Genomic DNA, 26,136 nt, shown 5'->3' with positions numbered 1-26,136 from the left:
ACGGTTAAGGGGTGCTGAAAACTGCCCTTAAACCCCGCTGGATCGCAGGACTGGTGTTCGCGATCGTCGTTTCCGGGGTGTTTGTGCTGCTCAGCCAGTGGCAGTTCGGCCGCTCGACGCAGCCCGAGGTCACGGTCTCCACCACGACCGAGGAACCCAAACCGCTCGTCAGCGTGCTCCGGCCCGGGGAGTTCCTGCCGGGCTCGGTCGCCGACCAGGTCGTCACCGCCACCGGCAGCTACGACCCGCAGAAACAGGTTCTGGTGCCGGGCCGTCTGAACGACGGCGCCATGGGCTACTGGATCGTTTCGGCCCTGGCCCTCAAGGACGCCCCCGTCCTGACCGGAGCCGCCGCGTCGCCGCAGACCTGGATCCCGGTTGCCCGCGGCTGGATCGCCGACCCCGCGGACGCTTCCGCCCCGCCGTCGGGCACCATTGAACTGACCGGACGGCTGCTGCCGTCCGAAGCGCCGCTGCCGGGCACCGACGCCGGTCCCGGACGGGCCAGCGCCGTGTCCGTGGCGGAACTCATCAACGTCTGGGAAATCAGCAGCTACCCCGGCTTTGTCGCCGCGAGCTCCGAACTGTCCGGGGGCACGGATGTCAGCGCCGCCGCGTCCGGCGGCAAAATCAAGGCCCTGAACATCGGGCCGCAGCCCCCCGCAGAGAAGGTCAACTGGCTGAACCTCTTCTACGCCGCGGAGTGGGTCGTGTTCGCCGGCTTCGCCCTGTTCATCTGGTGGCGCCTGGTCAAGGACGACTACCGCCGCGGGCTGGAAGACGCCCTGGACGAAAAGCACGACGCCGAGGCGCGGCGTCACCTGGAACCTGACCCCTCCGAACCGCACCCCTCCGAACCGCACCCCTCCGAACCGCACCCCTCCGAACCGAAAGTGCAATCATGATCGAGCCCCAGCCGGCTGTCCGGCAGCAGTCCAGCGCAACCGGAAACCCGCGCGGCAAGAAGCGGCGCTTTGGCGGAACCGAGGCCCAGATCCGGTCGGCGTTGAAGTTCTACAAAGTGCTCGCCTACATGACCGGCGGGATGCTGCTGCTCCTCTGCGCCGAACTGATCGCCCGGTACGCCTTCGGCCAGTACCTCTTCGCCGGCGGAACCAACGCCGTCACCGGTGAAAACTTCGGCTTCGGATTCGCCGACGCCGAACCGCCGGGGGTCATCGGCGGGGTGAACCTCTCCGTCGCGGTCCTGATCGTGCACGGCTGGATGTACGTGGTGTACCTGATGTCGAACTTCCGCCTGTGGTCGCTGATGCGCTGGCCGTTCGCGAAGATGATCCTCCTGGCCCTCGGCGGCGTGGTGCCGTTCCTGTCCTTCTTCGTGGAGAGGAAGTTCCACGCCGAGGTCGAGGCCGAACTCACCGCCAACCCGCAGGCCCCGCAGCGTTATTGAGCGGCACGCAGCGCTCGGGAGCGCGCGTAGCGTCACTGAACGGCTCGCAACGCCACCAAGCCACCCTGATCTGCCCACGCGTGGGGCCGCCGCCCGGCCGGCGTCGTTCCCCGTGTGAGTTCGCTTACCCGGCGGCCGTTTCGGGGCCGGGGCGGTCGTCTCAAGGTGCGGGCAAACGGTGCCGCAAAGTAGGCTAGGACGGTGACTACTCCCACTTCATCCCAGACGTCCCACAGGCCCGTGCTGGTTGTTGACTACGGTGCCCAGTACGCGCAGCTGATTGCCCGCCGCGTCCGGGAAGCGAATGTGTATTCGGAAGTGGTTCCGCATACCTACAGCACCGAGCAACTGCTGGCCAAGAACCCCACCGCGATCATTCTCTCCGGTGGTCCCTCCAGCGTCTACGCCGAAGGCGCCCCCAGCGTCGGCGCGGAGCTGTTCGAAGCGGGCGTGCCGGTCTTCGGCATCTGCTACGGCTTCCAGGCCATGGCCAACGCCCTTGGCGGCAAAGTGGCCCAGACCGGACTCCGCGAGTACGGCGCCACCGAGACCACCACCATCGGCGAGGGCCGCTCCATCCTCGACGGCATGCCCCAGCACCAGAGCACCTGGATGAGCCACGGCGACTCGGTGCACGAGGCCCCCGAAGGCTTCGAAGTCCTTGCCACGACCGCCGGAGCCGACGTCGCCGCCTTCGCCAACGAGGAAAAGCACCTCTACGGCGTGCAGTGGCACCCCGAGGTGAAGCACTCCGCCTACGGCCAGCAGGTCCTGGAGAACTTCCTGTTCAAGGGCGCAGGGCTGGAGCCGAACTGGACCGCGGGCAACATCCTCGAGGAGCAGGTCGAGCGGGTCCGCGAACAGATCGGCGATGCCCGGGTCATTTGCGGCCTGTCCGGCGGTGTTGACTCTGCCGTAGCCGCCGCCCTCGTCCAGCGCGCCGTCGGCGATCAGCTGACCTGTGTTTTCGTGGACCACGGACTGCTGCGAGAGGGCGAAGCCGAACAGGTCGAACGCGACTTCGTGGCTGCGACCGGCGTGAAGCTGTATGTCGCCAACGAGCAGGAGCGTTTCCAGACGGCCCTCGCCGGCGTCAGCGACCCGGAGACGAAACGCAAGATCATTGGCCGCGAATTCATCCGGGCCTTCGAGGAGGCGGAGCTGGCGATCATCGCCGAGGCGGCCGCGCACGGGGAAAAGATCAAGTTCCTCGTGCAGGGCACCCTGTACCCGGACGTCGTCGAATCCGGCGGCGGCGAAGGTGCCGCAAACATCAAGAGCCACCACAACGTTGGTGGCCTGCCGGAAGACCTGCAGTTCGAACTCGTTGAGCCGCTGCGCGCCCTGTTCAAGGACGAGGTCCGCGCCGTCGGCGCCCAGCTCGGCCTGCCGCAGGAAATCGTGGGACGCCAGCCGTTCCCCGGACCGGGCCTGGGGATCCGGATCGTCGGCGAAGTCACCAAGGAGCGGCTGGACCTGCTGCGCAAGGCGGACGCCATCGCGCGGGCGGAACTGACCGCTGCCGGGCTGGACAACGAGGTCTGGCAGATGCCCGTGGTCCTGCTGGCCGATGTCCGCAGCGTCGGCGTCCAGGGCGATGGCCGCACCTACGGCCACCCGATCGTGTTGCGCCCCGTCTCCTCCGAGGACGCCATGACCGCAGACTGGTCGCGGCTGCCCTACGATCTGCTGGCCAAGATCTCCAACCGCATCACCAACGAGGTGGACGGCGTGAACCGCGTGGTGCTGGACGTGACCAGCAAGCCGCCGGGAACCATCGAATGGGAATAGTCCGCTAACGGGCTAGCCAGTGGCCGGTCTCCGCGAGAGACCGGCCACTTTGCGTCTGTCGGGCCATCCCCGCCGGGGAACTGTTCGGCCGCCTGGGCGGGGCTTGTGATCCGGTGAATTCGCGTCGAATTTGGGCCCCGCCAGTGTTGCGGACTCTCACCGGCGACGGATTCGGGCTACCCTCGAAAGCATGCCGGTATGGTCCAGAACGTCCCGCGCGAGCACTAAAAACGTGAGCAGAGAAAACGCGAGCACAGAAAAGAAGGCAGCAGTGTCAGTTGGTCAAGGCCACCCCGAGGGCTCCGAGGAGCTCAGGAAATGGCTGTCGGGGCTCAAGCCCGTCACCGGAGCAGATACCATGCTGCGGTTCACCAAAACGCCCGAAGGCTCCATTGACCTGACCCATGCCCATCCCTCCGGCCTGGCCCAGCTGATGGCCGGCCGGCGCACCAGGCTCTCCACCCTGATCCGTGACCACCAGCAGTACGTCGTCGCCGCGCGGGCATCCCGCAACCTGCGGTCCAAGATCTTCGAACTCACCAACGACCGCGGCATCGATGCAGGATACTTCTCGGCCGGCACCGTCGTCTGGACGTCCGCCGTCGGGGGCAAGCCGCAGCGCATCTCCGCCCCGGTCATGCTGACCGCCATCTCCCTTACGGTCCGCCCCGGTGAGGACGACTACGAACTCCAGCTGACCGAACAGGCCAAGATTAACCCCGCCCTGGTCCGGCACCTGAAGACCGTCCACGGGATCGTCTTTGACGTCAACGCTGTCACCCGGATGGCCTACAGCACCGCCCGTTTCGATCCTCAGCCGGTCCTCGACCGCCTAGGCACGCTCATCCAGCCGATCCACGGCGCCGAGGTCGAACACAACCTGCTGGTCTCCACCTTCGCTGACCTCTCCGGCAGCCTTGAGGACCCGTGGATCAACGAGAACCATCCCCTCGTGGCCGCCCTGGCGCGGGCCGCCGGCGGCGCGGCGGCGGAGGTTCCCGAGCTCAAACCCGGGCGCTTCCCGAGCACCGACGATCGGGATCCCGCCGATGAACTGCTGCTGCTCGACGCCGACACCGACCAGCAGTTCGTCGTCGACGCCGTCCGTGCCGGCGACTCGCTCGTCGTCAGCAGCCCGCCGGGCACCGGCCAGACCCAGACCGCCATCAACACCATCGGTGCCCTCGTCGATCAGGGCAAAACCGTCCTGGTCGTGGGGGACCGGCGTGCCAGCCTGGCCGGGATTTCCGCGGAGCTGGACACGCTGGGGCTGGACTCCATCCTCTTCCAGCTCGCGGGCAACGCCACGCCCCTGCAGCTGAAGGGTCAGCTGGTCCGCGCCATCGTGCGGAACGAGAAGTCCCTCGAACCCCAGCTCAGCAACCTGCACACCACGCTGATCGAGCACCGCCACGCCCTCCGGGACCACGTTTCGTCGCTGCATGACATCCGCCAGCGCTGGGGCTGCTCGCCGTATGAGGCCATGCAGTCGCTGGCCGAACTGACCTCCATCCAGCCCGCACCGGCCACGACCGTCCGGCTCAAGCGCAGCGTGCTGGACAGCATCCGCGACCGGGAGGAACTGGCCGGGCGGCTCCGCCGGGCGGCCGAGCTGGGAAGCTTCAGCCGCGCCTCGACGACGAGTCCCTGGCACGGCGCCCGACTGCTTACCCGCAAGGAAACCCAGGAAGCCCAGCAGGTCGCCCGCTCCGTCGCCGGGAAGCTGCCGGAATTGCGGGACCTAATGAACGGCGTCGCCGAACACGCCGAGATCCGACTGGGCCGCACGTTTGCCGAGTGGGGCGACCAGATCGAGCTGCTGGTCGCGGTGCGCGAAAGCCTCGACAAGTTCACCCCGGACATCTTCGACCGTCCGGTCCACGACCTGATCTCCGCCACCGCCGCATCCTCCTGGCGGCGCGAACGGAACATTGAGATGCCGTCCATGCAGCGCTCCCGCCTGCGCAGGGTTGCGAAGGAATACGTTCGGCCGGGCGTCCACATCGCCGACCTGCACAGCTCCCTCGCGCTGGTGCAGGAGCAGCGGTCAGCATGGTCCGACTACGCCACGACGCAGCGCCATCCGGCGGTCCCGTCCGGCCTCGGAGAAATCATTTCCCTGTACCGCGAACTGGAATCTGAGCTGGCCGAGCTGGGCCAGGCTGTCCGGCACACCGCGGCAGGCGGCGAGTTGCACCGCACCCCCTACGAAGAACTCATGGAACGCCTGGGACGGCTGGTGGCGGACACCGGGACACTCGAAACCCTGCCGGAGCGGACGCTTCTCGTGGAGGACATGCGCGAGCACGGCCTCGGCGAACTCCTCTCCGACCTTGCCCGGCGCGAGGTGCCCGCCGAATCGGTGGCGGCCGAACTCGAGCTCGCCTGGTGGCAGTCGGCGCTGGAAGCCATGATCAGTGGGGACGACTACCTGGCCATGTCCGACGGCGACGCCCTGCGTCAGCTGGAAGCCGAGTACCGTCTCGCGGACAACGCCCACATCGCCAGCGGTGCGGCCCGCCTGCGTTGGACGCTTGCCGAACGCTGGCGGGCGGCAGTCGCCGAGCACCCGCGCCCGGCCGAGCTGCTGCGCAGCCTGCTCAAGGACGGCCGGGTGACGCTTTCAGCCCTGTCAGGCCAGGCCGCGGAACTGCTGCCGATGCTGGTGCCGGTATGGTCGGTCAGCCCGTATCTCCTGACCGCGGTTTTGCCGGTGGAGCAGCGGTTCGACGCCGTGGTCATCCTCGATGCCGAGGCAACTTCGCTGCAGGCCGTCCTGCCGGCCATCGCCCGCGCCCGTCAGGTCATCGCCTTCGGCGACGACCGGATCGCCAGCCCGCGGACCTTCACGGTCAGTGTGGAACGGCTTGCCGCCGGCGAGAGCTCCCACCAGGGGGTGGAGAGCGCCTTCAAGGCGCTGGCCGCCGTGTTGCCCGCCTGGCACCTGCGGACCATCTACCGCGCCGTTGATGAAGACCTCGTGCGCCAGCTGAGCCGGAGCTTTTACGACGGCGGACTGCGCCGCCTGCCGGAAGGCCAGTCCGCCACCGGGCTGGACCGCGCCCTGACGGTGGAATACCTGCCCGACGGCACCGGACTGCCCAGCGCAGACCAGGACGGCGTCGAATCGGTGGTCGCCGAAGTGAACCGGGCAGTGGAGCTCGTCTTCGAGCACGCCCGGCTTCGGCCACGCACGTCGCTGGCTGTCGTCACGGGCAGCCTCCGGCATGCCGCGCGGATCGGCGAGTCCATCCGGCTGCAGCTGCCGAACTACCCGCTGCTGGCCAGCTTCTTCACCGCCGGCGACGAGTCCTTCCGGGTGGTGGACCTGGAACGCGCCCAGGGTTTGGTCCGCGACCACGTGATCTTCTCGCCCGGCTACGGCCGCACACCGCACGGACGCGCGCTGCACAACCTGGGCCCGCTGTCCGCGGAGGGCGGGCGGGCCAAATTCGCCCTCGCCATGACCAGGGCACGCCGTTCCCTGCACGTGCTGAGCTGTTTCCGTCCCGAAGATCTGGACGTGACCCGGCTGAGCCACGGCGCGGTCGACTTCTACGAGCTTCTGGACCGCGAAATCGCGGGCAACTCCGATCTCGGCAGCCCGGCATCGCGGGCGGCGGCCAGCGAACAGGCCCTCGGAGCTGACCCGCTCGTGGCGGACCTCGGTGACCGGCTGCGGGCCAGGGGTGCCCGGGTCTGGCACCAGTACGACGGCGCCCTGAACATGGTGGCCGCCGCCGATCCTCTGAGCACGCTCGGGCAGGACGACGCCGAGATTCCCCGGCCGGTGGCGATCGAGTCCGACGGCACCGAGCAGTACCGCCGGCTGACTGTCCGTGAACGCAGCAGGCTCCGCCCGCAGCTCCTGGAGCGACTCGGCTGGCGCTACATGCCACTATGGACAATAGAGGTCTTCACCGATCCTTCGGCCTGCGCCGACCGCATCGGCGGATACCTTGGCCTGGAGAAACCGACCGCCTCGCACCGGAAGCCGGCGTCACCGGGTTTCTTCGACGACGACGTTGAGAACCTGGCCGTCAATGCAGCGCAGGCCTCGGCGGGGCCGGTCCCGTCCGGAGATCCGCACGGTACGCCGGTCAGCGCGGAACACGACAGAACAGATCAGGGCAGTAAGGAGGCCGGAGGCATGAACGCGGACGGTGGCACCCGGAACAACGGCGAATCGCAGAACAGCGGCGAATCCCGCCGGGGCAGCCAGGACGGCCAGGACGGAGCACCCCTGGGGGCAACACCGGCGGCGGTCCCGGCCGGTGTCCTGCCGAACAAGGCCGCCGAAGACGATCCGCGGCGCTGGGGCGACGAGCCCGGCGGCTACGACCACGACTCCTGGCTGCAGGAACAAAAGCCCCCGCACTGGGGCTAGGACCATCCGGGCCGCGCACCGCGCCGGGGGGGCGGAACCTCGTGACCGGGCGAACCTCCTAACCGGGGGCGGCCCCCACTAGAACGAAGAACAGCTTTCCCTGCGTGGAGGCACCGGCGAGACGACGCGCCTGTTCGGCGTCAGCAGCCACGACCAGAAGTCCGTCGGTCTCCCCGGTCGCCAGCCAGGGGCCCGCCCCATCGCCGTGCCCGGAGGTCCACAGCACCGGCACCGCGGCCGCCAGCAGCTGGGAGGCTGCGGGCTGGTCAAAGCCGCTGCCATTCGTCAGCACCACGTTGACGAGCTGTCCCGGGGAGAGCAGCTGGATTGAAGCGGGATCCGCCATCCGGAGCGGCACGGCAGCGGATCCGGGAGGGCTTCCCGCCAGCAGGCCTGGTCCCAGGAGCTGGGATTCGGAGAGCAGTTGGCCTTTGCGCAAGCCCACGGCCAGTTGCTGACCCTGCAGGGATTCGGTGCTCTCATAGCTGCCCGCCGGAACGAGTCCGCGGGGGACCTTCAGTACGCTCAGGTCGTCCGGGGCGAGTGTCTTTCCTGCTGGAAGGTCCCGTGCCGCGGCGAGGGCAGGGACGGTGTCAGCAGGGGCCGGCGTCAGCTCCTGCACCGTGAGACCGGCGGCCACGCATAGCAGTAGTGCCACCGCCAGCCGTCGGTGCCGGGTCAGCCACCGGCCCAGCCGCCTCCGGTAAGGCGGCCGGACGGTGCGTCCAGGTCCGTGCGGAGGGCTTCCGGAGTGGGGCCGTCGTGGGCGGCGCTTTACGGAACGCCCAATGCCAAGGACCGATGGAGGTCGCAAGGCGCCGCGAAAGAGGATAAGAACGGAAGCCGTGGGGATGATGCCAAAGGGCGGCCCGGACGCTGAAAGTGTGGCCATACTGCGAGGCTAGGCCTGAAGCGGACACTTTGCGGACGCGGTTTCGGCTATGTGGAAAACCACCGAGACCGAGCGCCTTGAAGGCAGTCCTGGCTGGCGGAAATGCCGCCGTTACCGCGTGTACCGGGTTTGCGGAAGCGGACCCCGAAGAATTCGCCTAGCTGGCGGAAGCGGCGGCGGGTGCGGGAGTTGCTGCCGGCGCGGGAGCCGGAGCCGGCGAGACTGTGCTGCCCTTGGCGTCGCGGGAGTCGTTCCGGTAGAACCCGGAACCCTTGAAGACGACGCCGACGCTGTTGAACTTTTTGCGAAGCGTCCCCTGGCACTCGGGGCAGGACGTGAGGGAGCTGTCGGTGAACGACTGCACAATCTCGAAGGCGTGGCTGCAGTCCTTGCAGGCGTATGCATACGTGGGCACTGGAAATCCTCCTCTGGGACAAACGAGCAGGTCCCGGGCTGTCCGGTCAGGATCGCTGCCGATCTGGTGACCGGCGGATCCTTCCCTTAGCAGTCGCAGGGCCTGAGTGCTAATTCTATCACCCCGGCCAGGGGGCCCCACGAGCCCTATGGCTGCAGCCGCAGCAAACCCCCCGGGGTCAGGGCGGCCGCCACCTTCCGGTCGTAAGACTGTGCCGGGATGCTGCCGGCGGGCAGCACCTCTGAGTCGTACACGATGGCGGCGGTTGGCAGGGAAGGCAACGGCCCGCCGTCGGGCGCCCCGGTCCTGGCAGGAATGACATCCGCCAAAGCAGCCAGAAACGTGTCGTAGTAGCCGCCGCCCTGTCCGATCCGGTTGCCGGAAAAGTCGACAGCGGTGGCCGGCAGAAAGATGCCGGCGGTGTGTTTCATGACAATGGTGTCGTGGCGTTCCCCTGCGGGCTCCTGGATCGGAGCGTAGCGGCTGCGCGCGAATTCGGAGTCAGGCGTCCAGTACACCCAGCTCAGCACCAGATCGGGTTCGCAGACCGGCAGCAGGATCCGGTGCCCCGCCCCGTGCAAAGCTGCCAGCAACGGAAGCGTGGGAGGCTCTGCACCCACGCCAAGGTAGGCCGCGAAGGTGCCCCGGCCGCCACCGGTAAGTCCCGACGCCCAAGCGAGTCCATGCCGGGCGATGCCGGCCCCGGCGCCGTCCAGCGAAGCCCGTGTCAACGCGGCACGCCTGGCCCGATGACTGGCCCGGATCTCTTCCTTCGACGCCATAATGACCCGTCCTTTCGAATGATGTGACGGGGCCCGGGGAGCAGCGGTCCCGGACGACCCGAATGATTACGCAATGTTTGGTCCCTCCGTTAGATTAGACGAGTGACTACACCCAACGCTCCCGTCCGCAAGGCCGTCATTCCCGCAGCCGGCCTCGGAACCAGATTCCTTCCGGCCACGAAGGCGATGCCCAAGGAAATGCTGCCCGTCGTCGACAAGCCGGCCATCCAGTACGTCGTGGAGGAAGCCGTCAAGGTCGGGCTCAACGACATCCTGATGATCACCGGACGCAGCAAGCGCGCGCTGGAAGACCACTTCGACCGCGTCCCCACCCTGGAAGCCACGCTGGCCGCCAAGGGCGACACCGCCAAGCTGGAATCCATTCAGGCCGCCAGCAACCTTGGCGACATCCACTACGTCCGCCAGGGCGATCCGATGGGCCTGGGCCACGCCGTCCTCCGCGCAAAGCAGCACGTGGGCTACGAGCCGTTCGCTGTCCTGCTGGGTGATGACCTGATCGACGCCCGGGACGAACTGCTCAGCACCATGATCGAGGTCCAGGCGAAGACCGGGGGATCGGTGATTGCCTTGATTGAGGTCGAGCCCTCCGAGATCAGCGCCTACGGCTGCGCCGACATCGAGTCGATCGATGGCGAAGAATACGTCCGGATCAAGCACCTCGTCGAGAAGCCCGACGTCAAAGACGCCCCGTCCAACCTCGCCATCATCGGCCGGTATGTTCTCCACCCCGCGGTCTTTGAGGTGCTGGAACACACTGAGCCCGGACGCGGCGGCGAAATCCAGCTCACCGACGCGCTGCAGGAACTCGCCGCCGGCGACAAAGAAGGCCATGGCGTGTACGGCGTGGTCTTCCGAGGCCGCCGCTACGATACCGGTGACAAGCTCAGCTACCTCAAGGCTTGTGTCCAGCTCGCCTGCGACAGCGAGGACTTGGGCCCCGGCCTGCGGGAATGGCTGCCGGGATTCGCTTCGAGCCTCGCTCCCAGCCTGACCAAGTAGTTCCGGTGGCGGGCGGCTTCAGCTGGCCGGTCACGCTGGAAAGCGGCGACCTCGTGTTGCGTCCCATTCGGTACCGGGACCGCAAAGAGTGGACCGACGTCCGCTCCCGCAATCAGGAGTGGCTCGCCCCCTGGGAAGCGTCCAACCCTGATCCCGGGGGCGGGCTTCCCGACTATCGCGCGATGGTGCGCTCCCTCAAGTCCCAGGCGGCCCTGGCGACGGCCCTCCCTTTTCTGATCACCGAGCGGACCCCGGGCTTCCGGGATCCTGTGATCGTGGGACAACTGACCGTGTCCTCCATTGTGTGGGGCTCGGCAATGATGGCAACCCTGGGTTACTGGGTGGACAAGGGCCGGGCCGGCCGGGGCATTGCCCCGGCTGCCGTGGCGCTGGTGACGGACTATTGTTTCCAGACCCTCGGGCTGCACCGGATGGAGATCAACATCCGCCCAGAAAACGGTCCCAGCCTGCGGGTGGTCGAGAAATTAGGTTTTCGTGACGAAGGTTACCGGCCGCGGTTTCTCCATATCAACGGCGAGTGGGCAGATCACCGGACCTTTGCGCTGACCGCAGAAGAGGTTCCGGAAGGGCTGCTGGCGCGGTGGCAACAGAGCCGTCCGGAGTGAGCCCCCGGGCCCTCCTGACCAGCGCTTTCGTACTAAATCCAGTCAATAGTGAGTTCCCGCCGCGACACACCGGGGACAATGCGGCGCCGCGCCGCGCATTGCTCATACGGTTTTGATGTGGACTTCCCCCTTAGCAGCTCTGTGATCCTTGTCATTGCTGTTGCGCTCTGGATTGTGTGGGTTGCACCCTACATTCTCCGGAACGGACGCCACCACCTGCAGCCTGTGGGCGAGCTCGCGGCGGACGTCATCGATTTTGAAACAACAGCCCCGCAAGCCGGGAACGTCATGAAGATGGCGACCCAGCAGGAGAAACCCATGACCAGTACCCAGCGCACTCCGTCCGTCTCGGGGGCCACCATGCTCGACGGCGGCGCCAAGCCTTCAGCTCCCGTTCCGGCTTTCAAGATCCGTTACGGCAGGCTGGCACTAGCGCTGGCCGGTCTGCTCTCGCTGCTGACTGGTGTCGTGTCGGCAGCCCTGCGAATCTTCGGCCTCGGTTCGGTCTGGCTGCCCGTCGTCGCGCTGCTTACCACCGTGGCCGCAGTCTTCACCCTCCGCTGGCTAGCGGTCCGGGACCGCCGCCGCCGCCTCAACGCCGCGTTCCGCGATGCCATGAGCGCACCGGCACGACCGGCCCGGTCCGCCCCCGAGCGCATGCCGCTGCGGGAACCGGTGGAGGAGCCCCGGGAACGGGCCGAAAGCCCGCTCTTCGACGCCCAGGCAGAGACAGCAGAACGCCGGCCGGCACCCAGGCCGCTGACCGCCCAGGAACTCCGCCAGGCAGCCCTGGCGGAAGCCGTGGCCTCCGGCGACACTTCCGTCCGCGGCACGCAGGACTTCGGGAGTGCTGAAGGATCCAGCTGGGAACCGGTAGAGGTCCCCAAGCCCACCTACGTGGAAGCCGCGAAGGCCGAGCGGGCAGCACCCCAGCCTCTCGACCTGCCGGAAGCCCCCAAGGCCGTCGGAAAACCCTCGCTCAAGCAGGGCCTGTCGCAGACACCGGCCGGCAGCCCCAGCGCGGACAGCGACCCGAAACCACTGGGCAAAGCGCAAAGCGCCCTGAGCAACCTGGACGACGTCCTGCAGCGGCGCCGCGCCTAAGCCACATCCCTGCAAAGCCCCGGGCCGCCATGGCGCCCCGGGGCTTTTGCGTCCGCCGGAGCGCGCGGCTGCGGTCCGGCGGGGAGCATTCAGGCGCTCAGGCCGGTAGCCTCAGGGCATGACACGAATTTGCGTTGCCGGAGGAACCGGCCAGGTGGGCCGTGAAGTCGTGAGGCAGGCGGTCGCGGCCGGGCACGAGGTCGCAGTTCTCAGCCGGCATCCGCCGCCCGCCGGGGCGCTGGTCCGGACCGAGGGTGCGGAGTACTTCGCGGCCGACGTCTCCACGGGGGAGGGGCTGGCCGCGGCGCTGGCCGGGGCCGACGTCGTGATCGACTGTTTGGAGGGACGCTCCGGCAGGGCTTTGAAGAACTTCGCCGACAGCGGCGCCCGGCTGCTCGCCGCAGCCCAGGACGCCGGCGTGGCCAGGGCCGTAGTGCTGTCCATCGTTAATTGTGATCGGAGCACCTTCCGCTACTACGTCTCCAAGGCTGCCAAGGAACGCATCTACGAGCAGTCGGGACTTGAAACAGCCGCGCTCCGGGCGACCCAGTTCCATTCGCTGCTTGCCGCGATTTTTGCCTCGGGTTCCAGACTACGGATCATCCCGGCGGTGAAAGGCGCCCGGTTCCAGCCGATTGCGCCCGCCGATGTTGCCGCGGCCTTGCTTGCGGCTGCGCTCGAGCCGTCAGCGGGCGGGCGGCACAGCGTGCGCACCATCGGCGGCCCGGAGATCCAGGACATGGCCGAACTCGCCCGGCAATGGAAGACGGCCACCGGATCGCGTGGACGTCTGGTGAGGATTCCATTGCCCGGAGCCATGGGCAAATACCTGCGTGCCGGGCTGAACCTCGTTCCGGAGGAACGCTGCGCCGGCGACACGTTCAGCGGCTGGCTGGCAAAGAAGGCGGATAGTTTGTAGCCTAGGGACACCGGCAACGCCGTTCCTTCGGGAACGGCGTTGCTTCGGGGCTATAGCTCAGTTGGTAGAGCGCTTCGTTCGCATCGAAGAGGTCAGGAGTTCGAATCTCCTTAGCTCCACATATTGCAGGGGTTATTGAACCCTTGAATGCATCGAATGAACACAGGGACAGTTCGTGACGTGACGTTCGCTGAACACCTGCTGGATTTCCGGGGGTACGTTCTAATCATGTGGTCCGGGGTGTGGCGGAGTCCAGATGCGGAGAGGATTGCCAGCCCATTTACTGTCAGCCGGAATGGCCTCGGAACGCATGACCAGTGAGGCTGCGCCGACTGTCGCTCCGGCGCCGAGGCTGCTTCCTGGGAGCGCGATGCTATTGGGGCCAAGTGTCGAATTCATCCCCAGATCGATTTCGTCCATGCGCATGATTCGGTCATGGAAGAGATGCGTCTGGAGAACGCATCCTCTGTTGATGGTGACGCCGTCGCGGAGCGTAATGAGGTCAAATTCTGGAAGCCTGCGCGTCTCGCACCATACCCGACGTCCGACCTTCGTTCCCATGCCGCGAAGCCAGAGGTTAATAATGGGCGTGCCTACACTCATGCCGATGAGTTCGCCAGCGAGTGATTCGGTGAAAACATCGGCCAGTTCATTGCGCCAGACGAACGAGCTCCACAGGGGATGCGCAGAGGGCCGGCACCGTGCAACCAGTGCCCATTTGGCCACCACAGCGATAAGGCACGAAACCACTGCCGTGCACAAAAGCACTGGGCCAGAGAGCAGAATCGTGATCATTAAGCCCGACTGCGAATATATTGAGACGAGTATGTAAAGAGCGGCCAGCACGAGCCATGCCGTGATGATGGATGGCACGATCCGGCAGGCCTCCACCGTGTTAACGCCAACCGAAAATAGGGCCATTAGTGCCATTTGAAAACGGGGCCACGGGGTTGTGGTTCTATTGTGCCGTACTGGCGGCGGGTTGGTGTTTTTTGAGCCGGTAGCTGTTGCCTTTGAGGCTGATGACGTCGGCGTGGTGGACGATCCGGTCGATCATGGCCGAGGCGATGGTCAGGTCCCCGAAGACGTTGCCCCAGCGGGCGAACGGGAGGTTGGACGTCAGAATCATGGACGCGTGTTCATAGCGGCTGGAGACCAGCTGAAAGAACAGGTTCGCGGCGTCCTGGTCAAACGGGATATAGCCGACTTCATCGACCACCAGGAGACTGTAGCGGCGTAGTTTCACCAGTTCCTGGGCGAGTTTCCCGCGGGAATGCGCCTCCTGCAGGCGGGCGACCCAGCCGGTTGCGGAGTCGAAGAGGACCCTGTGGCCGGCCTTGGCTGCCTTGATGCCGATCCCGACCGCGAGGTGGGATTTGCCGGTGCCGGGAGGCCCGAGCAGGACCACGTTTTTGGCTTCGGAGATGAACACCCCGGTGCCCAAATGCGCGATGAGGTTCCGGTCCGCGGAGGGTTGGTGGTCGAAGTTGAACTCCTCGAGGTCCTTGTGCGCGGGAAACCTTGCGGCCTTGATCCGGGTCGCCGCTCCGGAGGCTTCGCGTTCGGAGACTTCACGGGAGAGGACCGCTGCCAGGTACTCCTCGTGCGACCAGCCGGCGTCCCGGGCCTGGTCGCCGAGACGGCGGAACCCGTCGCTGATCCGTGGTGCGCGCAGGGCCCGGGCGTAGTACTCGATCTGTGACGGTGTCCCGGTCATGACGCCGTCTCCAGCAGCCCGGCCGGCTGTTGGCCGAGGTCGATGCCGAAGATCTCGTCATAGGCGGCCAGATCCCGCACCTGCACAGATTCTGGCGGTTCGGGGCGGCGCACCCGCTGGGTCCGGAAGTCCCGGCGCATCACCGCCGCGCGGGCCACGTGGGCCGGATCGGTCACCACCAGATGCCGGGCCCAGGCCCGGTCGTGGGTGGCGATGATGACGCCGTCATGGGTGACCCAGACGGTGTCCAGATCAGCGACGACATCCACGATCCGCCCAATGAACGACGGGTCCACGGAATAGTCGTTGGAGAACACCCGCACGTAGTAATCCCGCGGCAGCCGCACCGCGTTGCGGAACATGGTCTCCGGGCTCACCGGCGGCAGTTCCCGCATCCTCTCCCGGTCCAGGACGATCAGCTCGTCAGGACGTCCGTGTCGGGACCGGGAGTACCGGTGATTGGCCTTGGGCAGCCAGTCCTCCAGCTGGCCGTTGAAATCCGCCGGTGAACGGAAGTCCCGGCCCGGCATGAAGCGTTGCCGGAAGAACCTGTTCATCCGCTCGACCATGCCCTTGGACTCCGGATCCCGCGGCGGCAGCAGCTTGATCTCCAACCCGAGGGACCCGGCGAACGCGGCCACCGGCTCCGTGGGCCGGCGCCTGCCGATGCCGGACTCGTTGTCCCACAACAGCCGGGACGGAACCGCCTGCGCATCCTGGAGCAGAGTCCACATTCCGCCCAGAAGGTCCGGCGTCGTCCGCGACGGCAGCATCCGTGCCTGGATGAATCCCGAGAACGCCGAAGTCATCACCAGTACCGGTGGCGTGTCGTTCTGGCCTGCACCGACGGGCAGCGGCTCGTGCGGGAACCAGAGATCGCACTGGACCTGGAACCCCGGCTCGTGGACCAGTCGGTCGGCCGGATCCGGCGGCGCGTATTCGGGCCGGATGGCGGCGACCTTCGCCCGGAACAGCGACGCGGAACCGGACCAGCCCACCCGCTCGGCGAGCGTTGCGGCCGGCATCGTCGGTGTCTTCACCAACAGCTCCCGCACCCTGGGAGCAAACGCATCAAAACTCGACACTCCGGCCGCCCGCTGATACCTCGGCGCCCGGTCCGACTCCAGCGCCCGGTCAACCGTTCCGCGGGAAACCCCCACGATCCTGCCGATCTCACGCTTCGAGTGCTTGCCCGTCGAAAACAGGTGGCGTATCTCAGCCCAATCATCCAAATTGATCACCTTCCATAATGGTCGGTGGCCCTATTTTCAGTTGGCGTTCCTGGCCCTATTTTCGGTTGGCGTTAACACACCGCCCCGCGTGCGGCGAGAAGGCGGCGCGGTGGGTTGTATGTCCGGGACGGATCGCTGTGGTCCACCGCGCGGATCAGCCTACTGGGCGGGCGGCCGAACCATGACGTTCCTTCCGGCATACTGTCCGGAGCCGAGGACAAGACCGCGATCAACGATCTATCAGGCACACGGTGACCGGGGCCAATAACTGCGGAGTTACCGAGGAACGACCTTTCTCCGACGCTGGCCTGGCCAAATTGCAGCCAGCCTCCGCGGACGCGCTTGAAGGAAACCAGGGAGTGGTCCGCAAGGAAGGAGTAGTCAAGAAATCTTGTTAGGTGGGGCATGGTTTCCACAGTTGATATTTCAACGCGCTTGCCAACTTCGGCGCCGAGCAGTCGCATCCATCCGGGGGTGAATAGGCTTGCGTAGATGGCATAGGCCAATTTGCGTGCCCTCGTGAGCAGCAGCTCCGTTAGCCACGAAGCCCAGGCCGCCCGGCCTGCCGCTGGATGGAACCCGGGTGCAATCAGGCGGCTTAGTACACGGACAAGCCCGGCCGTAATGAACAAGTAGGTCATTGAGGTGAAAATGACGGCCAGGGGTGTCCACGTAGTAACCGTTCGGAGCGTGTTCTCAAAGTCTCGGCTGCCGCGGCTGGCCACGAAAATCAGCAATTCCGCGGGCAGCGCTGACAGGGTCATGATCAGGCCCAAGCCGACCAGCGAGAGCGGGTACCGGAGCGCCCCGGCGCTTTCCGAGTGCCGGGGGGCGGGCGTCTCCGGCCATCCTTTACCGGCGACGCCGACGTGGCGCATCGGTGAACCGGTCCAGTGCTGTCCGTCCGGAACGAATCCGCTGACGCACGTTCCCGGAGCAATTTCAGCCGCGGTTCCGATGCGGGTGCCGGGCAGAAGGGTGGATCGGGCTCCCACTGTTGCATGGCAGCCTATGTCGATGGGCCCAATTCTGAGTACGCCACCGTCGATCCAGTAGCCGGCCATGTCAACACCGCGTTCAATGGACGCATTTGGCCCGATTACCGCCATCCCCGTCACCGGCGGCAAGGCATCAAGGTGTACGCCCTTACCGATGTGGCACCCCACGGCCCGCGCGTACCAGAACACAAAGGGTGTTCCCATCAGGGAATCGAGCGCGCAGTAGGAGACGATGCGCTCCGCGGCCCACAGCCGAACATGAACCAGGCGTCCCGGGGAAAGCTGCCCGGGCGAATTCCATGCGTCAGGAGGCGGGCGCATCCCGCGGAGATGGCCAGGCGGGATGGGGCGCTGAAGAGTACGAACCACGCCGCCACGGTCGGCAGCAGCGGGGGGTCGGGGGCCCACGCAGCACCGGCCATCCGGAGGATCAAGCTGGCGATCGCCAGTCCGGTGAGGTACTTCAGGCCACTGACGTAGTACAGGCCCAGGATCAGCGGCAGCTGAAGCAGGCCCGTCCAAGTCGGTGTTGAAGTGGTTTCGCGCTTGTCCCACGTGGGAGCGGCCAGGCCGTCGAAGTGCCCCGCCATGGGGCCGAGACTCGGGATGGCGTAAATATCTTCGATGGACGCCTCAGGGTGCCTGATTCTTACTAAGGAGATCAGCTGTGCCGCGGCGATGCTTCCTCCGCCAAGGGCGAAGAAATCGCTATGCATTGTGAGGGGCGCGGGCCCGAGAACCCTATTCCACTGCTCTGCGAGCCATGCGTAAGCCCCGGTAAATTCGAGTGCTGACTCTGCGGGCAGACCGCCGGGCAGCGGCCAGGGGAGAGCCTTTCGATCGACCTTGCCCGAGGCTTTGATCGGCAGCGATTGAACCACCCCCAACGTGGGCACCAGCTGCGCCGGTAGCACCTCCACAAGCCGGGAACGAGCCGCCAACAGGTCTATGGCTGTTCCAGCTGCTGGTACAAGGTAACCTGCAAGAACTCGATTGCCGCTCGAGGTGGAGCGGACGGCGCTGGCCGCTGCTGCGACGTTTGGGAGGCGCGTCAGCGCTGCGTCGATCTCACCCAGTTCCACCCGGCGTCCCGCAAGCTTCACTTGATCATCCGCCCGACCTCGAAAGACCAGACCACGGGGGTCCGCTAGCACCAAGTCACCACTGCGGTACGCGCGTGACCAGCTTAAACCGGCCATGGGAGCATATTTCGCAGCGTCCTCGGTCGGGTCGAGATATCGGCCGAGCCCGACGCCGCCGATGACCAGCTCGCCTTCTTCCCCCCAGCGGACCGGATTTCCGTCAGTACCCACCACTGCAAGATCCCAACCCTGCAGCGGGAGCCCGATCCGATTCGGCTCCGTGCCATCAAACATCGCGCCGCAGGAGATCACAGTGGCTTCTGTAGGCCCATAGGTGTTCCAGAGCTCCCTTCGTGAACCGGCCAGACGGCCCATCAGTGCCGCAGGGCAGGCTTCGCCACCAAGAATAAGGAGCCGGATACCGTCGAGGGCATCTGCGGGCCACAGAGCTGCCAGTGTGGGCACCGTCGATACCGCCGTAATGTGACGCTGAACGAGCCAAGGTCCGAGATCCGCGCCGGAACGGACCAAGGTTCTTGGTGCCGGGACCAGACAGGCGCCGTTTCTCCAGGCCAGCCACATTTCCTCACAGGAAGCGTCGAAGGCCACGGACAACCCCGCAAGGACTCTGTCACCCGGGCCCAACGGGCTGTCCCGGCAATACATGTCAGCCTCCGCATCGACCCAGGCCGCGGCGGACCTGTGTGTAACGGCGACGCCTTTTGGCTTGCCGGTTGATCCGGACGTGAAAATGATCCACGCGTCATCCTCTGGATGCGGCTCTCGAGGGTGGCCCCGTGCCCGGCGCACTGGGGCCAAGGTGATTTCAAGATGCCCTCCGATCATCGCGCAGACACCCGCTTCGGACCACACAGTCTCCGCGCGGTCATTTGGTTCGTCTATGTCGACAGGGACGTAGACCGCGCCGCAGGCCATGATGCCAAGAATGGCGATGTAAAGATCCGACGATCCTGATGGCGCCCGGACGCCCACCCGGTCACCGGCACCGATGCCCAGCGCCCAAAGGCGCTGGGCGAGGGCTTTCATCCGCGAGCCAAGCGCTCCATACGTCAGACAGGCGGTTCCGTCGTCCACGGCCGGCGAATCGGCGTAGGCAGTGATTGTTTCGCGAATGACGTCTATCAGGGTGCGGGCCTTGTGAGCCTGACTGCTTGGGAAAACCGCGGCATCGGGGGGAAAATTTGGATCTTCCTGTGGCGGATCTCCTTGTTGAGAACGCAGGTACTCGTTCAACGGCCACCCCTAAAAATCCATTCGGTTGCTCAGCCGAGGCCCGCCCGAGAACCGACTTTGACATGGGCCCTGCTAACCCGGTGGGCCATCGATCCAACCATGGCGGCAACAGTCAGGGTCTTACGGTCAACGCAGCGAATGCCGCAAGGAACGTGTTATTAGTTGCAGGAAAGCACGACCGACGCTCTCGAAATCGACAGAATACGTTTGGGGCGTCGAGTCTCCGTGTGTCCGTGCACGAAGCGAGGTGGTTCATGGTTCATGGCTTCTCCAACGACACACTGCTGGAAGCCGACTGCCTGACCTCCCCTTAACCATAGGGAGAAAAATATCGGCGGACAATGACTGCCGGCCGCGGCGACGCGGTCCTTGCACGGCCCGCCAACTGCCGCCGCTGCCTGAAACGGAGCACGCGGCGTCCCTCGGGCCCCTGCCGATCCATCCATTCAAGAGCCCGGGGAACCGCCTGGACGGTCCGCGTACCGTGGGTTTGCGTCGCCGGGACCGTCGCGTGTTGCGTCCCGTTCCATCGGCTCCCAGCACTGGTATCTCGTGACTACCGAGATGTATCGTTGAGTATCGTTGTATATCGTTCGCGACTCATTGAGGAGAGCATGATGCGTAATTCATACCCGGCAGGCGGCTTTCGAGGCAGCAACGTCGACGGCATGTGGCAGGCCGTTGAGGAGTTGCGTTCAAGGTTTGAGAAGCGCTCGGGCACCCGCGCCGGTCGCGGCGAGGTGCGGTCAGCGGTGCTGGCGCTGCTCGCGGAACGGCCGATGCACGGCTACCAGATCATCCGTGAAATCGAAGAGCGCAGCGGCGGCAGCTGGAAGCCCAGCGCCGGCTCTGTCTACCCAACGCTGCAGCTGCTGGCCGACGAGGGGTTCATCAGCGCCGAGGAATCCAACGGCCGCAAGATCTACTCGCTGACCGAAGCAGGCCGGGAGGAAGTCGCGGGTGCCGATGCCTCGGCGCCCTGGGAGCCAACGGATCCGGCGTCGGGCACCGGCTTCGCGGCGCTGCCCAAGGCGGGCGTCGAGCTCGCACAGGCCGCGGCGCAGGTGGGACGCACGGGTTCCCGGGAGCAGATACAGGAGGCCGTGAAGGTCCTCGACGACGCACGCCGTCGGCTGTATTCGATCCTTGCGCAGGGCTGACGTTGTGACGTCGGCCCGTCGGGACCGGGCAGATCCGGTTCCCGGCGCCGGGGACACCCGTGCCCGCTACCGTCGCATCCTGCGCTTCGCCGCCTGGCATCTCGCGGTGACCTGGTGGTTTGAGCTGTTCCTCCCGCGCCTCGGGCTGGTCAGAATCGCCGAGCGTACCAGGGCTAAAAGGATGCAGGGCTTTGCGCAGCGCTTTCATGTGCTCGCGGTGGAACTTGGCGGTCTCATGATCAAAGTCGGCCAGTTCCTGTCCTCCCGGCTCGACGTGCTTCCGCCCGAGATCACCAAGGAACTTGAGGGACTGCAGGACGAGGTGCCCCCGGTTTCGTTCTCCGCGATCCGCAGCCTGGCCGAGGCGGAGCTGGGTGCGCCGCTGGAGCAGATGTTCGCCTCGGTCGAGGAGACGCCGATCGCAGCAGCGTCCCTCGGGCAGGCGCACCGGGCGAGGCTCCTTCCGGGCGATGCCGCAGACACCGGGCTCGACAGTGTCGTAATAAAGGTTCAGCGACCGGGCATCGACCTCATTGTCGACGTCGACCTGGCGGCCCTGCGCAAAGTGGGTGGCTGGCTCAGCCATGTGCGGCTGGTGTCCGATCGTGCCGACATGCGCGCCCTGGTCGAGGAGTTTGCGCAGATTAGCCTTGAGGAGATCGACTACCTGAACGAGGCGGCGAATTCGGTCCGGTTCGCTGCTGATTTCGCCGACGACGACGCCGTGAGTGTTCCCGACGTCGTATGGGAGCGGACCACCCGACGCGTGCTTACCCTCGAGGATGTCACGGCGATCAAGATCACGGACGCGGAGGCGCTTGCCGCGGCGGGCATCGATCCGGCCCAGGTTGCCCCGGTTTTCGCGGCGGTCATGTTCGACCAGTTGTTCACGAACGGCTTCTTCCACGCCGATCCGCACCCGGGCAATATCTTTGTCACTCCGGTTACCGGTTCGTCCGCGGAGCGCCCGTGGAAGCTGACGTTCATCGACTTCGGCATGATGGGCGAGGTCCCGGCGAGAACGCGCAGCGGCCTGCGGAAGCTGCTGATCGCGGCCGCTTCGCGTGACGGGAAGGGGATGCTGACCGCGATCAGCGACGTGGGCGTGCTGATGCCCTCAGCCGACACGGTCGAACTCGAGCGGGCGATGACGCATCTCTTCGCCCGCTTCGGCGGAATGGGCTTCGCCGAGCTTCGCGAGGTGGACCCGAGGGAGTTCCGTGATTTTGCGGTGGAGTTCGGTGACGTGGTTCGCTCGTTGCCGTTCCAGCTGCCGGAGAACTTCCTGCTCATCATCCGGGCGATGTCACTGACGTCCGGTGTGAGTAGCTCGCTGGACGCCCGGTTCAATCTGTGGGACTCGGTCGAACCCTATGCCGCGCAGCTGCTGCGCGACGAGCGTGGCAACATCGTGCAGGATGTGGCACAGCAGGCGTTCGACGCCGCCGGGCTGGCACTGGGTCTGCCGAAACGCCTGGATGGGCTTCTCACCCGAATCGAGGACGGGTCCCTGCCGGTTGCCAGTCCGCGCCTCGAGCGGCAGCTGGCACGGCTTCACCGGACAGCGCAGCGATCGGCATCGGCACTGATATTCGGCGCCCTGCTCATCGCAGGGTCCGTGGTCCGGGCTGACGACACCGTGCTCGGCAATGTACTGATGATCGCGTCGGTGCTTCCTTTACTGCATGGGCTGTGGGCGGGGCGCAGCGGCCTCTGAGTGAACCCGCGACTCCGCGTAGCCCGATATCCTGTCCAGTGAGACGAGGAGAATCATGACCACCCTGAAAGAACGCCTGCACGCCGACGTCGTTGGCCACATGAAGGACCGCAACAAGGTCGCACTCACCACGGTGCGCAACGTCCTGGGAGAAATCGAAACCCGCGAGAAGTCTGGCAAGACCCCGATCGTGCTGGACGACGCGCAGGTGACGTCGCTGCTGCAGAAGGAAGCCGCCAAGCGCCGCGACACCGCCCGCATCTACACCGAGGCGGGAGAGTCCGAGCGGGCCGCGGCGGAAATCGCTGAAGCCGAAATCATCGAGGCCTACCTGCCGAAGGCACTGACCGCGGCTGAGGTGGAGGCCATCGTCGACGACGTCGTCGGTGACCTCACCGCCGACGGCACCGAACTGACCATGCGCCAGCTGGGCGCAGTGATGAAGCCGGTGACCGCCAAGGTCGCCGGACGCTTCGACGGCAAGGCCGTCAGCGAGATCGTGCGCAGCCGCATCACGCAGTGACAGCTGGTCCGGCGCCGGACCTCCCAGGCTTGGCGGACGGCTGCCGGCGCCCGCCTGTATCCTGAGAAGGAACGTCAGATGGCAGCACCCGCCATCCTCAAGCGCGGTTCGTGACCGGACGGCTGTCCGCGAAACCCTGGACCCGATCGCCTGGGCATCACCGAATCCCGCCGCAACCTTCAGCCTCCGCCCTCGGATTCTGGGATTGGAACTCTTATCGCCACCGCAGTGCCGGGCCGCCCCCTGGAAACCCCGATGCCGACCGGCACGTCCCCGCAGGCACCCGCCGTTGACGGGCCCGCCGTCGTGACGTGGGACGACGGCGGTCAGCGCAGGTCGGCACTCTGGCGGTCAGCGAACGGAAGACCAGCACCGGCGCGAGTCGAGGTGGTCACCGACGCCCTGACCGCCGATGACGCGAACCGGATGGCCTCCCAAGGCATCGCCATGCTCTGGCAGGGCGATTTCCACAACGCCCGGCAGATTCTCAACGCCTTGGACCGGCGTCTGGGCGCCGGGAAGAAAAAGGTCGCGGACACCCCGGCCGATGAGTTCTACCGGCACCGCCAGTCCCGCTCGCATCGCGCGCGTATTCTCGGCCTGCTGCTGATTCCGCTGGACCCGGGCCCGGTGGTGCCCCTGCGGCGCGCCCCGGACATCCAGGCGGCCGCCGCGGAGGCGTACGGGGACATCGCCGAACCGTCGGTGGTATCCCTGCACGAGCTTGTCGGGGCCATCGGCGCCCATGAATGGCGGCGGAACGGCGTCTATGTCGAGGCCCTGCAGGGTCGCATCCATCCGCACTACGGCACCTTCTTCCCGACCCGCAGCGAGTACGTTGACCTGCTGGCGGCCGCGCCGCTGCCGACGGACGTGCTGGCGTTCGACGTCGGGACGGGCACCGGGGTGCTTGCCGCCGTTCTGGCCAGCCGCGGAGTCCGGCACGTGGTGGCGACGGACAACGAACCCCGCGCGGTTGCGTGCGCCGTCGAGAATTTCCGGAATCTTGGGCTCCAGGACCGCGCCGAAGCTGTTTTGGGCGACATGTTCCCGCCCGGCCGCGCACCCCTGATCGTGTGCAACCCGCCCTGGATTCCGGCCACGCCGCATTCCTCCCTGGACAACGCCGTCTACGACCCCGGCAGCCGGATGCTGTTCCGATTCCTCAACGAGGTCTCCGACCACCTGGAGCCCGGCGGTGAAGCCTGGCTGATCCTCTCGGACCTCGCCGAGCACCTCGGCCTGCGGACCCGGAACGAACTGCTGGGCGCCATCGAGGCGGCCGGGCTGAAGGTTCTGGAACGGTCCGACACCAAGCCAACCCACCCCAAGGCCTCCGACCGCAACGATCCGCTGTACGCGGCCCGCGCGGCAGAGATCACCTCGCTGTGGCGGCTCGCACCCCGCTAGTCCCGCGCTGCTTCGCCAGCGCGCACGCCTGCTGCGCCACCCGGCCCCCGCCGTTTCGACCCACCACCGAGAGTGAAATACCCATGAGCCTGATCCGGCTGCAAGACGTCAGCGTGCGCTTCGACAACACCCAGATTCTCCGGGAGGCCTTCTTCCGCCTCGAACCCGGCGACCGGGTGGGCCTGATCGGCAAAAACGGATCCGGCAAGACCACCATCCTGAAACTGGCCCTGGACCAGGTGGCGCCGGATACCGGCACGGTCACCGTGGAACTCGGGACCAAGGTGGGCTACTTCTCCCAGTTCTCCGAACTCAACGGTGAAGCCACGATTCTTGAGGTGCTCGACGCCCTGTTCATCGAGATCAAGGCGGTGGAGGCCGAACTGGCCAGCATCGACGCATCGATCGCCGCCGATCCCGCGGAAGCCGAGCTCGACCGGCTCATCAGCCGCCAGGCGGAGCTCTTCGAGGACATGGACCGGCTCGACGGCTGGGACTACCCGCGCCGCATCGACACCGTCCTCACCACCCTGGGCTTCGACGAGGCCCACCGCAGCTGCGCGATCGACGAGCTCTCCGGCGGCTGGCGCAACCGCGCCGCCCTGGCCAAGATCCTGCTCGAAGGCCCCGACGTGCTGCTGCTGGACGAGCCCACCAACTTCCTGGACGTGGCCGGCGTCGAATGGCTCGAGAACTGGTTCCGGGACTTCAAGGGCGCCGCGATCATCGTCTCGCACGACCGGAAATTCCTGGACGCCGTCGTCACCCGGATCATCGAAGTGGAGAACTTCCACCTGCACGAATACCCCGGCAACTTCGCCGAGTACGTGGTGCAGAAACAGTTCCGGCTGAAGACCCTCGAGCAGCAGTTTGTGCACGAATCCGAGCTCCTGGCCTTTGAAGCCGAAGGGATCGCAGACCGCCGCGAGGCAGCCAAGGCGGAGAGCCGCGGGCTGGGCAACCAGCTGGCCAAGATCAAGAAGTCCCGCACGCCCAGGCCCGTCGACCAGATCGTCACCGAGATCTACGGCGGCCTGCACGTCAAGGACGTCCTCTGCCGGGTGGAGGGACTGGGCAAGGCCTACGGCGAGAAGCTGCTGTTCGAGGACCTGTCCTTCGAGATCCGCCGCGGCAACCGGATCGTGGTCCTCGGCTCCAACGGCAGCGGCAAGTCCACTCTTCTGAAGGTGCTGACCGGCGAGGAGCAATCCGATTCCGGTGGAGTGGCCTGGGCCAAGGGTCCCGGCTTTGTCTCCTACAACCAGATGCTCGAGGACCTCGACGACGCCGACACGGTGTCCCACGCGGTCAATGCACTGCCCGGCAGCCTGGCCTTCAGCGCCACCAAGAAATCCGTCAACCGCTTCCTCGCGATGTTCCAGTTCTCCGAGGCGGACCTCAAGCAGAAGATCGGGAACCTTTCCGGCGGGCAAAAGGCGCGCGTCGCGATGGCACAGTGCCTCCTCTCCGGGGCCTCCGTGCTGCTGCTGGACGAGCCGACCAACCACCTGGACATGTCCAGCACCCAGGTCATGGAACGGGCGCTGGTGCACTTCCCCGGAGCCGTCGTCGTGGTCAGCCACGACCGGTTCTTCAGCGAAAAAATCGCCAACCGCCATCTGGTGTTCGGCGCCGACGGCGCGGCCCCCGGCGAAATCGACGTCCGCGTCGCCTGACTGCCGGAAACCGGAACCCC

Annotated in this window: 21 protein-coding genes and 1 tRNA gene; 14 read left to right on the top strand and 8 right to left on the bottom strand. The window is 66.3% G+C overall.

Annotated features, from left to right (window positions below):
• Positions 1 to 11 precede the first annotated feature (11 nt).
• The 4 genes from AC50YM_RS03985 (at position 12) to AC50YM_RS03970 (ending at position 7,589) form a co-directional block, all read left to right on the top strand.
• A complete protein-coding gene (locus AC50YM_RS03985) occupies positions 12 to 905 on the top strand; it encodes an SURF1 family protein (RefSeq protein ID WP_494955704.1) in 894 nt (297 codons plus the stop codon).
• Positions 902 to 1,411, top strand: coding sequence for a DUF3817 domain-containing protein (locus AC50YM_RS03980; RefSeq protein ID WP_494955703.1), 510 nt, complete (start codon positions 902 to 904; stop codon positions 1,409 to 1,411). Before AC50YM_RS03985 ends, AC50YM_RS03980 begins: the two co-directional genes overlap by 4 nt.
• 201 nt (positions 1,412 to 1,612) lie before the next feature.
• Positions 1,613 to 3,202, top strand: a complete 1,590-nt coding sequence (gene guaA / locus AC50YM_RS03975) for a glutamine-hydrolyzing GMP synthase (RefSeq protein ID WP_494955702.1) — start codon at positions 1,613 to 1,615, stop codon at positions 3,200 to 3,202.
• 271 nt (positions 3,203 to 3,473) lie between these two features.
• Positions 3,474 to 7,589 (top strand): AAA family ATPase, encoded by a 4,116-nt coding sequence (locus AC50YM_RS03970; RefSeq protein WP_494955701.1) that lies wholly within the window; start codon positions 3,474 to 3,476, stop codon positions 7,587 to 7,589.
• Positions 7,590 to 7,647: 58 nt separating this feature from the next.
• Here the strand turns inward: AC50YM_RS03970 and cpaB are convergent, their stop codons facing one another.
• The 3 genes from cpaB to AC50YM_RS03955 all read right to left on the bottom strand — a co-directional run bounded on the left by cpaB (position 7,648) and on the right by AC50YM_RS03955 (position 9,678).
• The gene (cpaB, locus tag AC50YM_RS03965) at positions 7,648 to 8,247 is read right to left on the bottom strand and encodes a Flp pilus assembly protein CpaB (protein ID WP_494955700.1); all 600 of its coding nucleotides are present in this window, start codon (positions 8,245 to 8,247) and stop codon (positions 7,648 to 7,650) included.
• 391 nt (positions 8,248 to 8,638) lie between these two features.
• Positions 8,639 to 8,896 carry an FmdB family zinc ribbon protein gene (locus tag AC50YM_RS03960; RefSeq protein WP_494955699.1) on the bottom strand — a complete coding sequence of 86 codons (258 nt, stop codon included), beginning with the start codon at positions 8,894 to 8,896 and terminating at the stop codon, positions 8,639 to 8,641.
• Between the two features lie 146 nt (positions 8,897 to 9,042).
• Positions 9,043 to 9,678 (bottom strand): 5-formyltetrahydrofolate cyclo-ligase, encoded by a 636-nt coding sequence (locus AC50YM_RS03955; protein ID WP_494955698.1) that lies wholly within the window; start codon positions 9,676 to 9,678, stop codon positions 9,043 to 9,045.
• Between the two features lie 102 nt (positions 9,679 to 9,780).
• On the opposite strand from AC50YM_RS03955, the gene galU reads away from it, so the two are divergent.
• From galU to AC50YM_RS03930, 5 genes are all read left to right on the top strand, one after another.
• The gene (galU, locus tag AC50YM_RS03950) at positions 9,781 to 10,698 is read left to right on the top strand and encodes a UTP--glucose-1-phosphate uridylyltransferase GalU (RefSeq protein ID WP_494955697.1); all 918 of its coding nucleotides are present in this window, start codon (positions 9,781 to 9,783) and stop codon (positions 10,696 to 10,698) included.
• 5 nt (positions 10,699 to 10,703) lie between these two features.
• On the top strand, positions 10,704 to 11,324 hold the full coding sequence (locus AC50YM_RS03945) for a GNAT family N-acetyltransferase (protein WP_494955696.1): 621 nt from the start codon (positions 10,704 to 10,706) through the stop codon (positions 11,322 to 11,324).
• A gap of 117 nt (positions 11,325 to 11,441) precedes the next feature.
• A complete protein-coding gene (locus AC50YM_RS03940) occupies positions 11,442 to 12,428 on the top strand; it encodes a hypothetical protein (protein WP_494955695.1) in 987 nt (328 codons plus the stop codon).
• Positions 12,429 to 12,546: 118 nt separating this feature from the next.
• Positions 12,547 to 13,347, top strand: a complete 801-nt coding sequence (locus AC50YM_RS03935; RefSeq protein ID WP_494955694.1) for an SDR family oxidoreductase — start codon at positions 12,547 to 12,549, stop codon at positions 13,345 to 13,347.
• A gap of 46 nt (positions 13,348 to 13,393) precedes the next feature.
• Positions 13,394 to 13,466, top strand: a tRNA-Ala gene (locus AC50YM_RS03930).
• Positions 13,467 to 13,569: 103 nt separating this feature from the next.
• Here AC50YM_RS03930 and AC50YM_RS03925 read toward each other — a convergent pair.
• From AC50YM_RS03925 to AC50YM_RS03905, 5 genes are all read right to left on the bottom strand, one after another.
• Complete coding sequence (locus AC50YM_RS03925; protein WP_494955693.1) at positions 13,570 to 14,268, bottom strand: hypothetical protein; 699 nt, start codon at positions 14,266 to 14,268, stop codon at positions 13,570 to 13,572.
• A 37-nt stretch (positions 14,269 to 14,305) separates the two neighbouring features.
• Positions 14,306 to 15,064 carry an IS21-like element helper ATPase IstB gene (gene istB / locus AC50YM_RS03920; RefSeq protein ID WP_494955692.1) on the bottom strand — a complete coding sequence of 253 codons (759 nt, stop codon included), beginning with the start codon at positions 15,062 to 15,064 and terminating at the stop codon, positions 14,306 to 14,308.
• Positions 15,061 to 16,305 carry an IS21 family transposase gene (istA, locus tag AC50YM_RS03915; protein ID WP_494955691.1) on the bottom strand — a complete coding sequence of 415 codons (1,245 nt, stop codon included), beginning with the start codon at positions 16,303 to 16,305 and terminating at the stop codon, positions 15,061 to 15,063. The genes istB and istA overlap by 4 nt, the downstream gene beginning before the upstream one ends.
• 62 nt (positions 16,306 to 16,367) lie before the next feature.
• On the bottom strand, positions 16,368 to 17,498 hold the full coding sequence (locus AC50YM_RS03910; protein ID WP_494955690.1) for a hypothetical protein: 1,131 nt from the start codon (positions 17,496 to 17,498) through the stop codon (positions 16,368 to 16,370).
• Positions 17,498 to 19,630, bottom strand: coding sequence for a non-ribosomal peptide synthetase (locus AC50YM_RS03905; RefSeq protein WP_494955689.1), 2,133 nt, complete (start codon positions 19,628 to 19,630; stop codon positions 17,498 to 17,500). The genes AC50YM_RS03910 and AC50YM_RS03905 overlap by 1 nt, the downstream gene beginning before the upstream one ends.
• Before the next feature lie 617 nt (positions 19,631 to 20,247).
• On the opposite strand from AC50YM_RS03905, the gene AC50YM_RS03900 reads away from it, so the two are divergent.
• From AC50YM_RS03900 to AC50YM_RS03880, 5 genes are all read left to right on the top strand, one after another.
• Positions 20,248 to 20,790 (top strand): PadR family transcriptional regulator, encoded by a 543-nt coding sequence (locus AC50YM_RS03900; RefSeq protein ID WP_494955793.1) that lies wholly within the window; start codon positions 20,248 to 20,250, stop codon positions 20,788 to 20,790.
• Between the two features lie 4 nt (positions 20,791 to 20,794).
• Positions 20,795 to 22,507, top strand: coding sequence for an ABC1 kinase family protein (locus tag AC50YM_RS03895; protein WP_494955688.1), 1,713 nt, complete (start codon positions 20,795 to 20,797; stop codon positions 22,505 to 22,507).
• 55 nt (positions 22,508 to 22,562) lie between these two features.
• Positions 22,563 to 23,030: a GatB/YqeY domain-containing protein gene (locus tag AC50YM_RS03890; protein ID WP_494955687.1), complete on the top strand. Its 468-nt coding sequence runs from the start codon at positions 22,563 to 22,565 to the stop codon at positions 23,028 to 23,030.
• 255 nt (positions 23,031 to 23,285) lie between these two features.
• On the top strand, positions 23,286 to 24,440 hold the full coding sequence (locus AC50YM_RS03885) for a methyltransferase (protein ID WP_494955686.1): 1,155 nt from the start codon (positions 23,286 to 23,288) through the stop codon (positions 24,438 to 24,440).
• Positions 24,441 to 24,523: 83 nt separating this feature from the next.
• Entirely contained in the window at positions 24,524 to 26,116 is a 1,593-nt protein-coding gene (locus tag AC50YM_RS03880; RefSeq protein ID WP_494955685.1) for an ABC-F family ATP-binding cassette domain-containing protein, read from the top strand.
• Positions 26,117 to 26,136 lie beyond the last annotated feature (20 nt).

It is taken from the genome of Pseudarthrobacter sp. RHLT1-30-1 (assembly GCF_059383415.1).
Note: the sequence above shows the minus strand (reverse complement) of the source record. Positions and strands in the feature narration are given on the sequence as shown.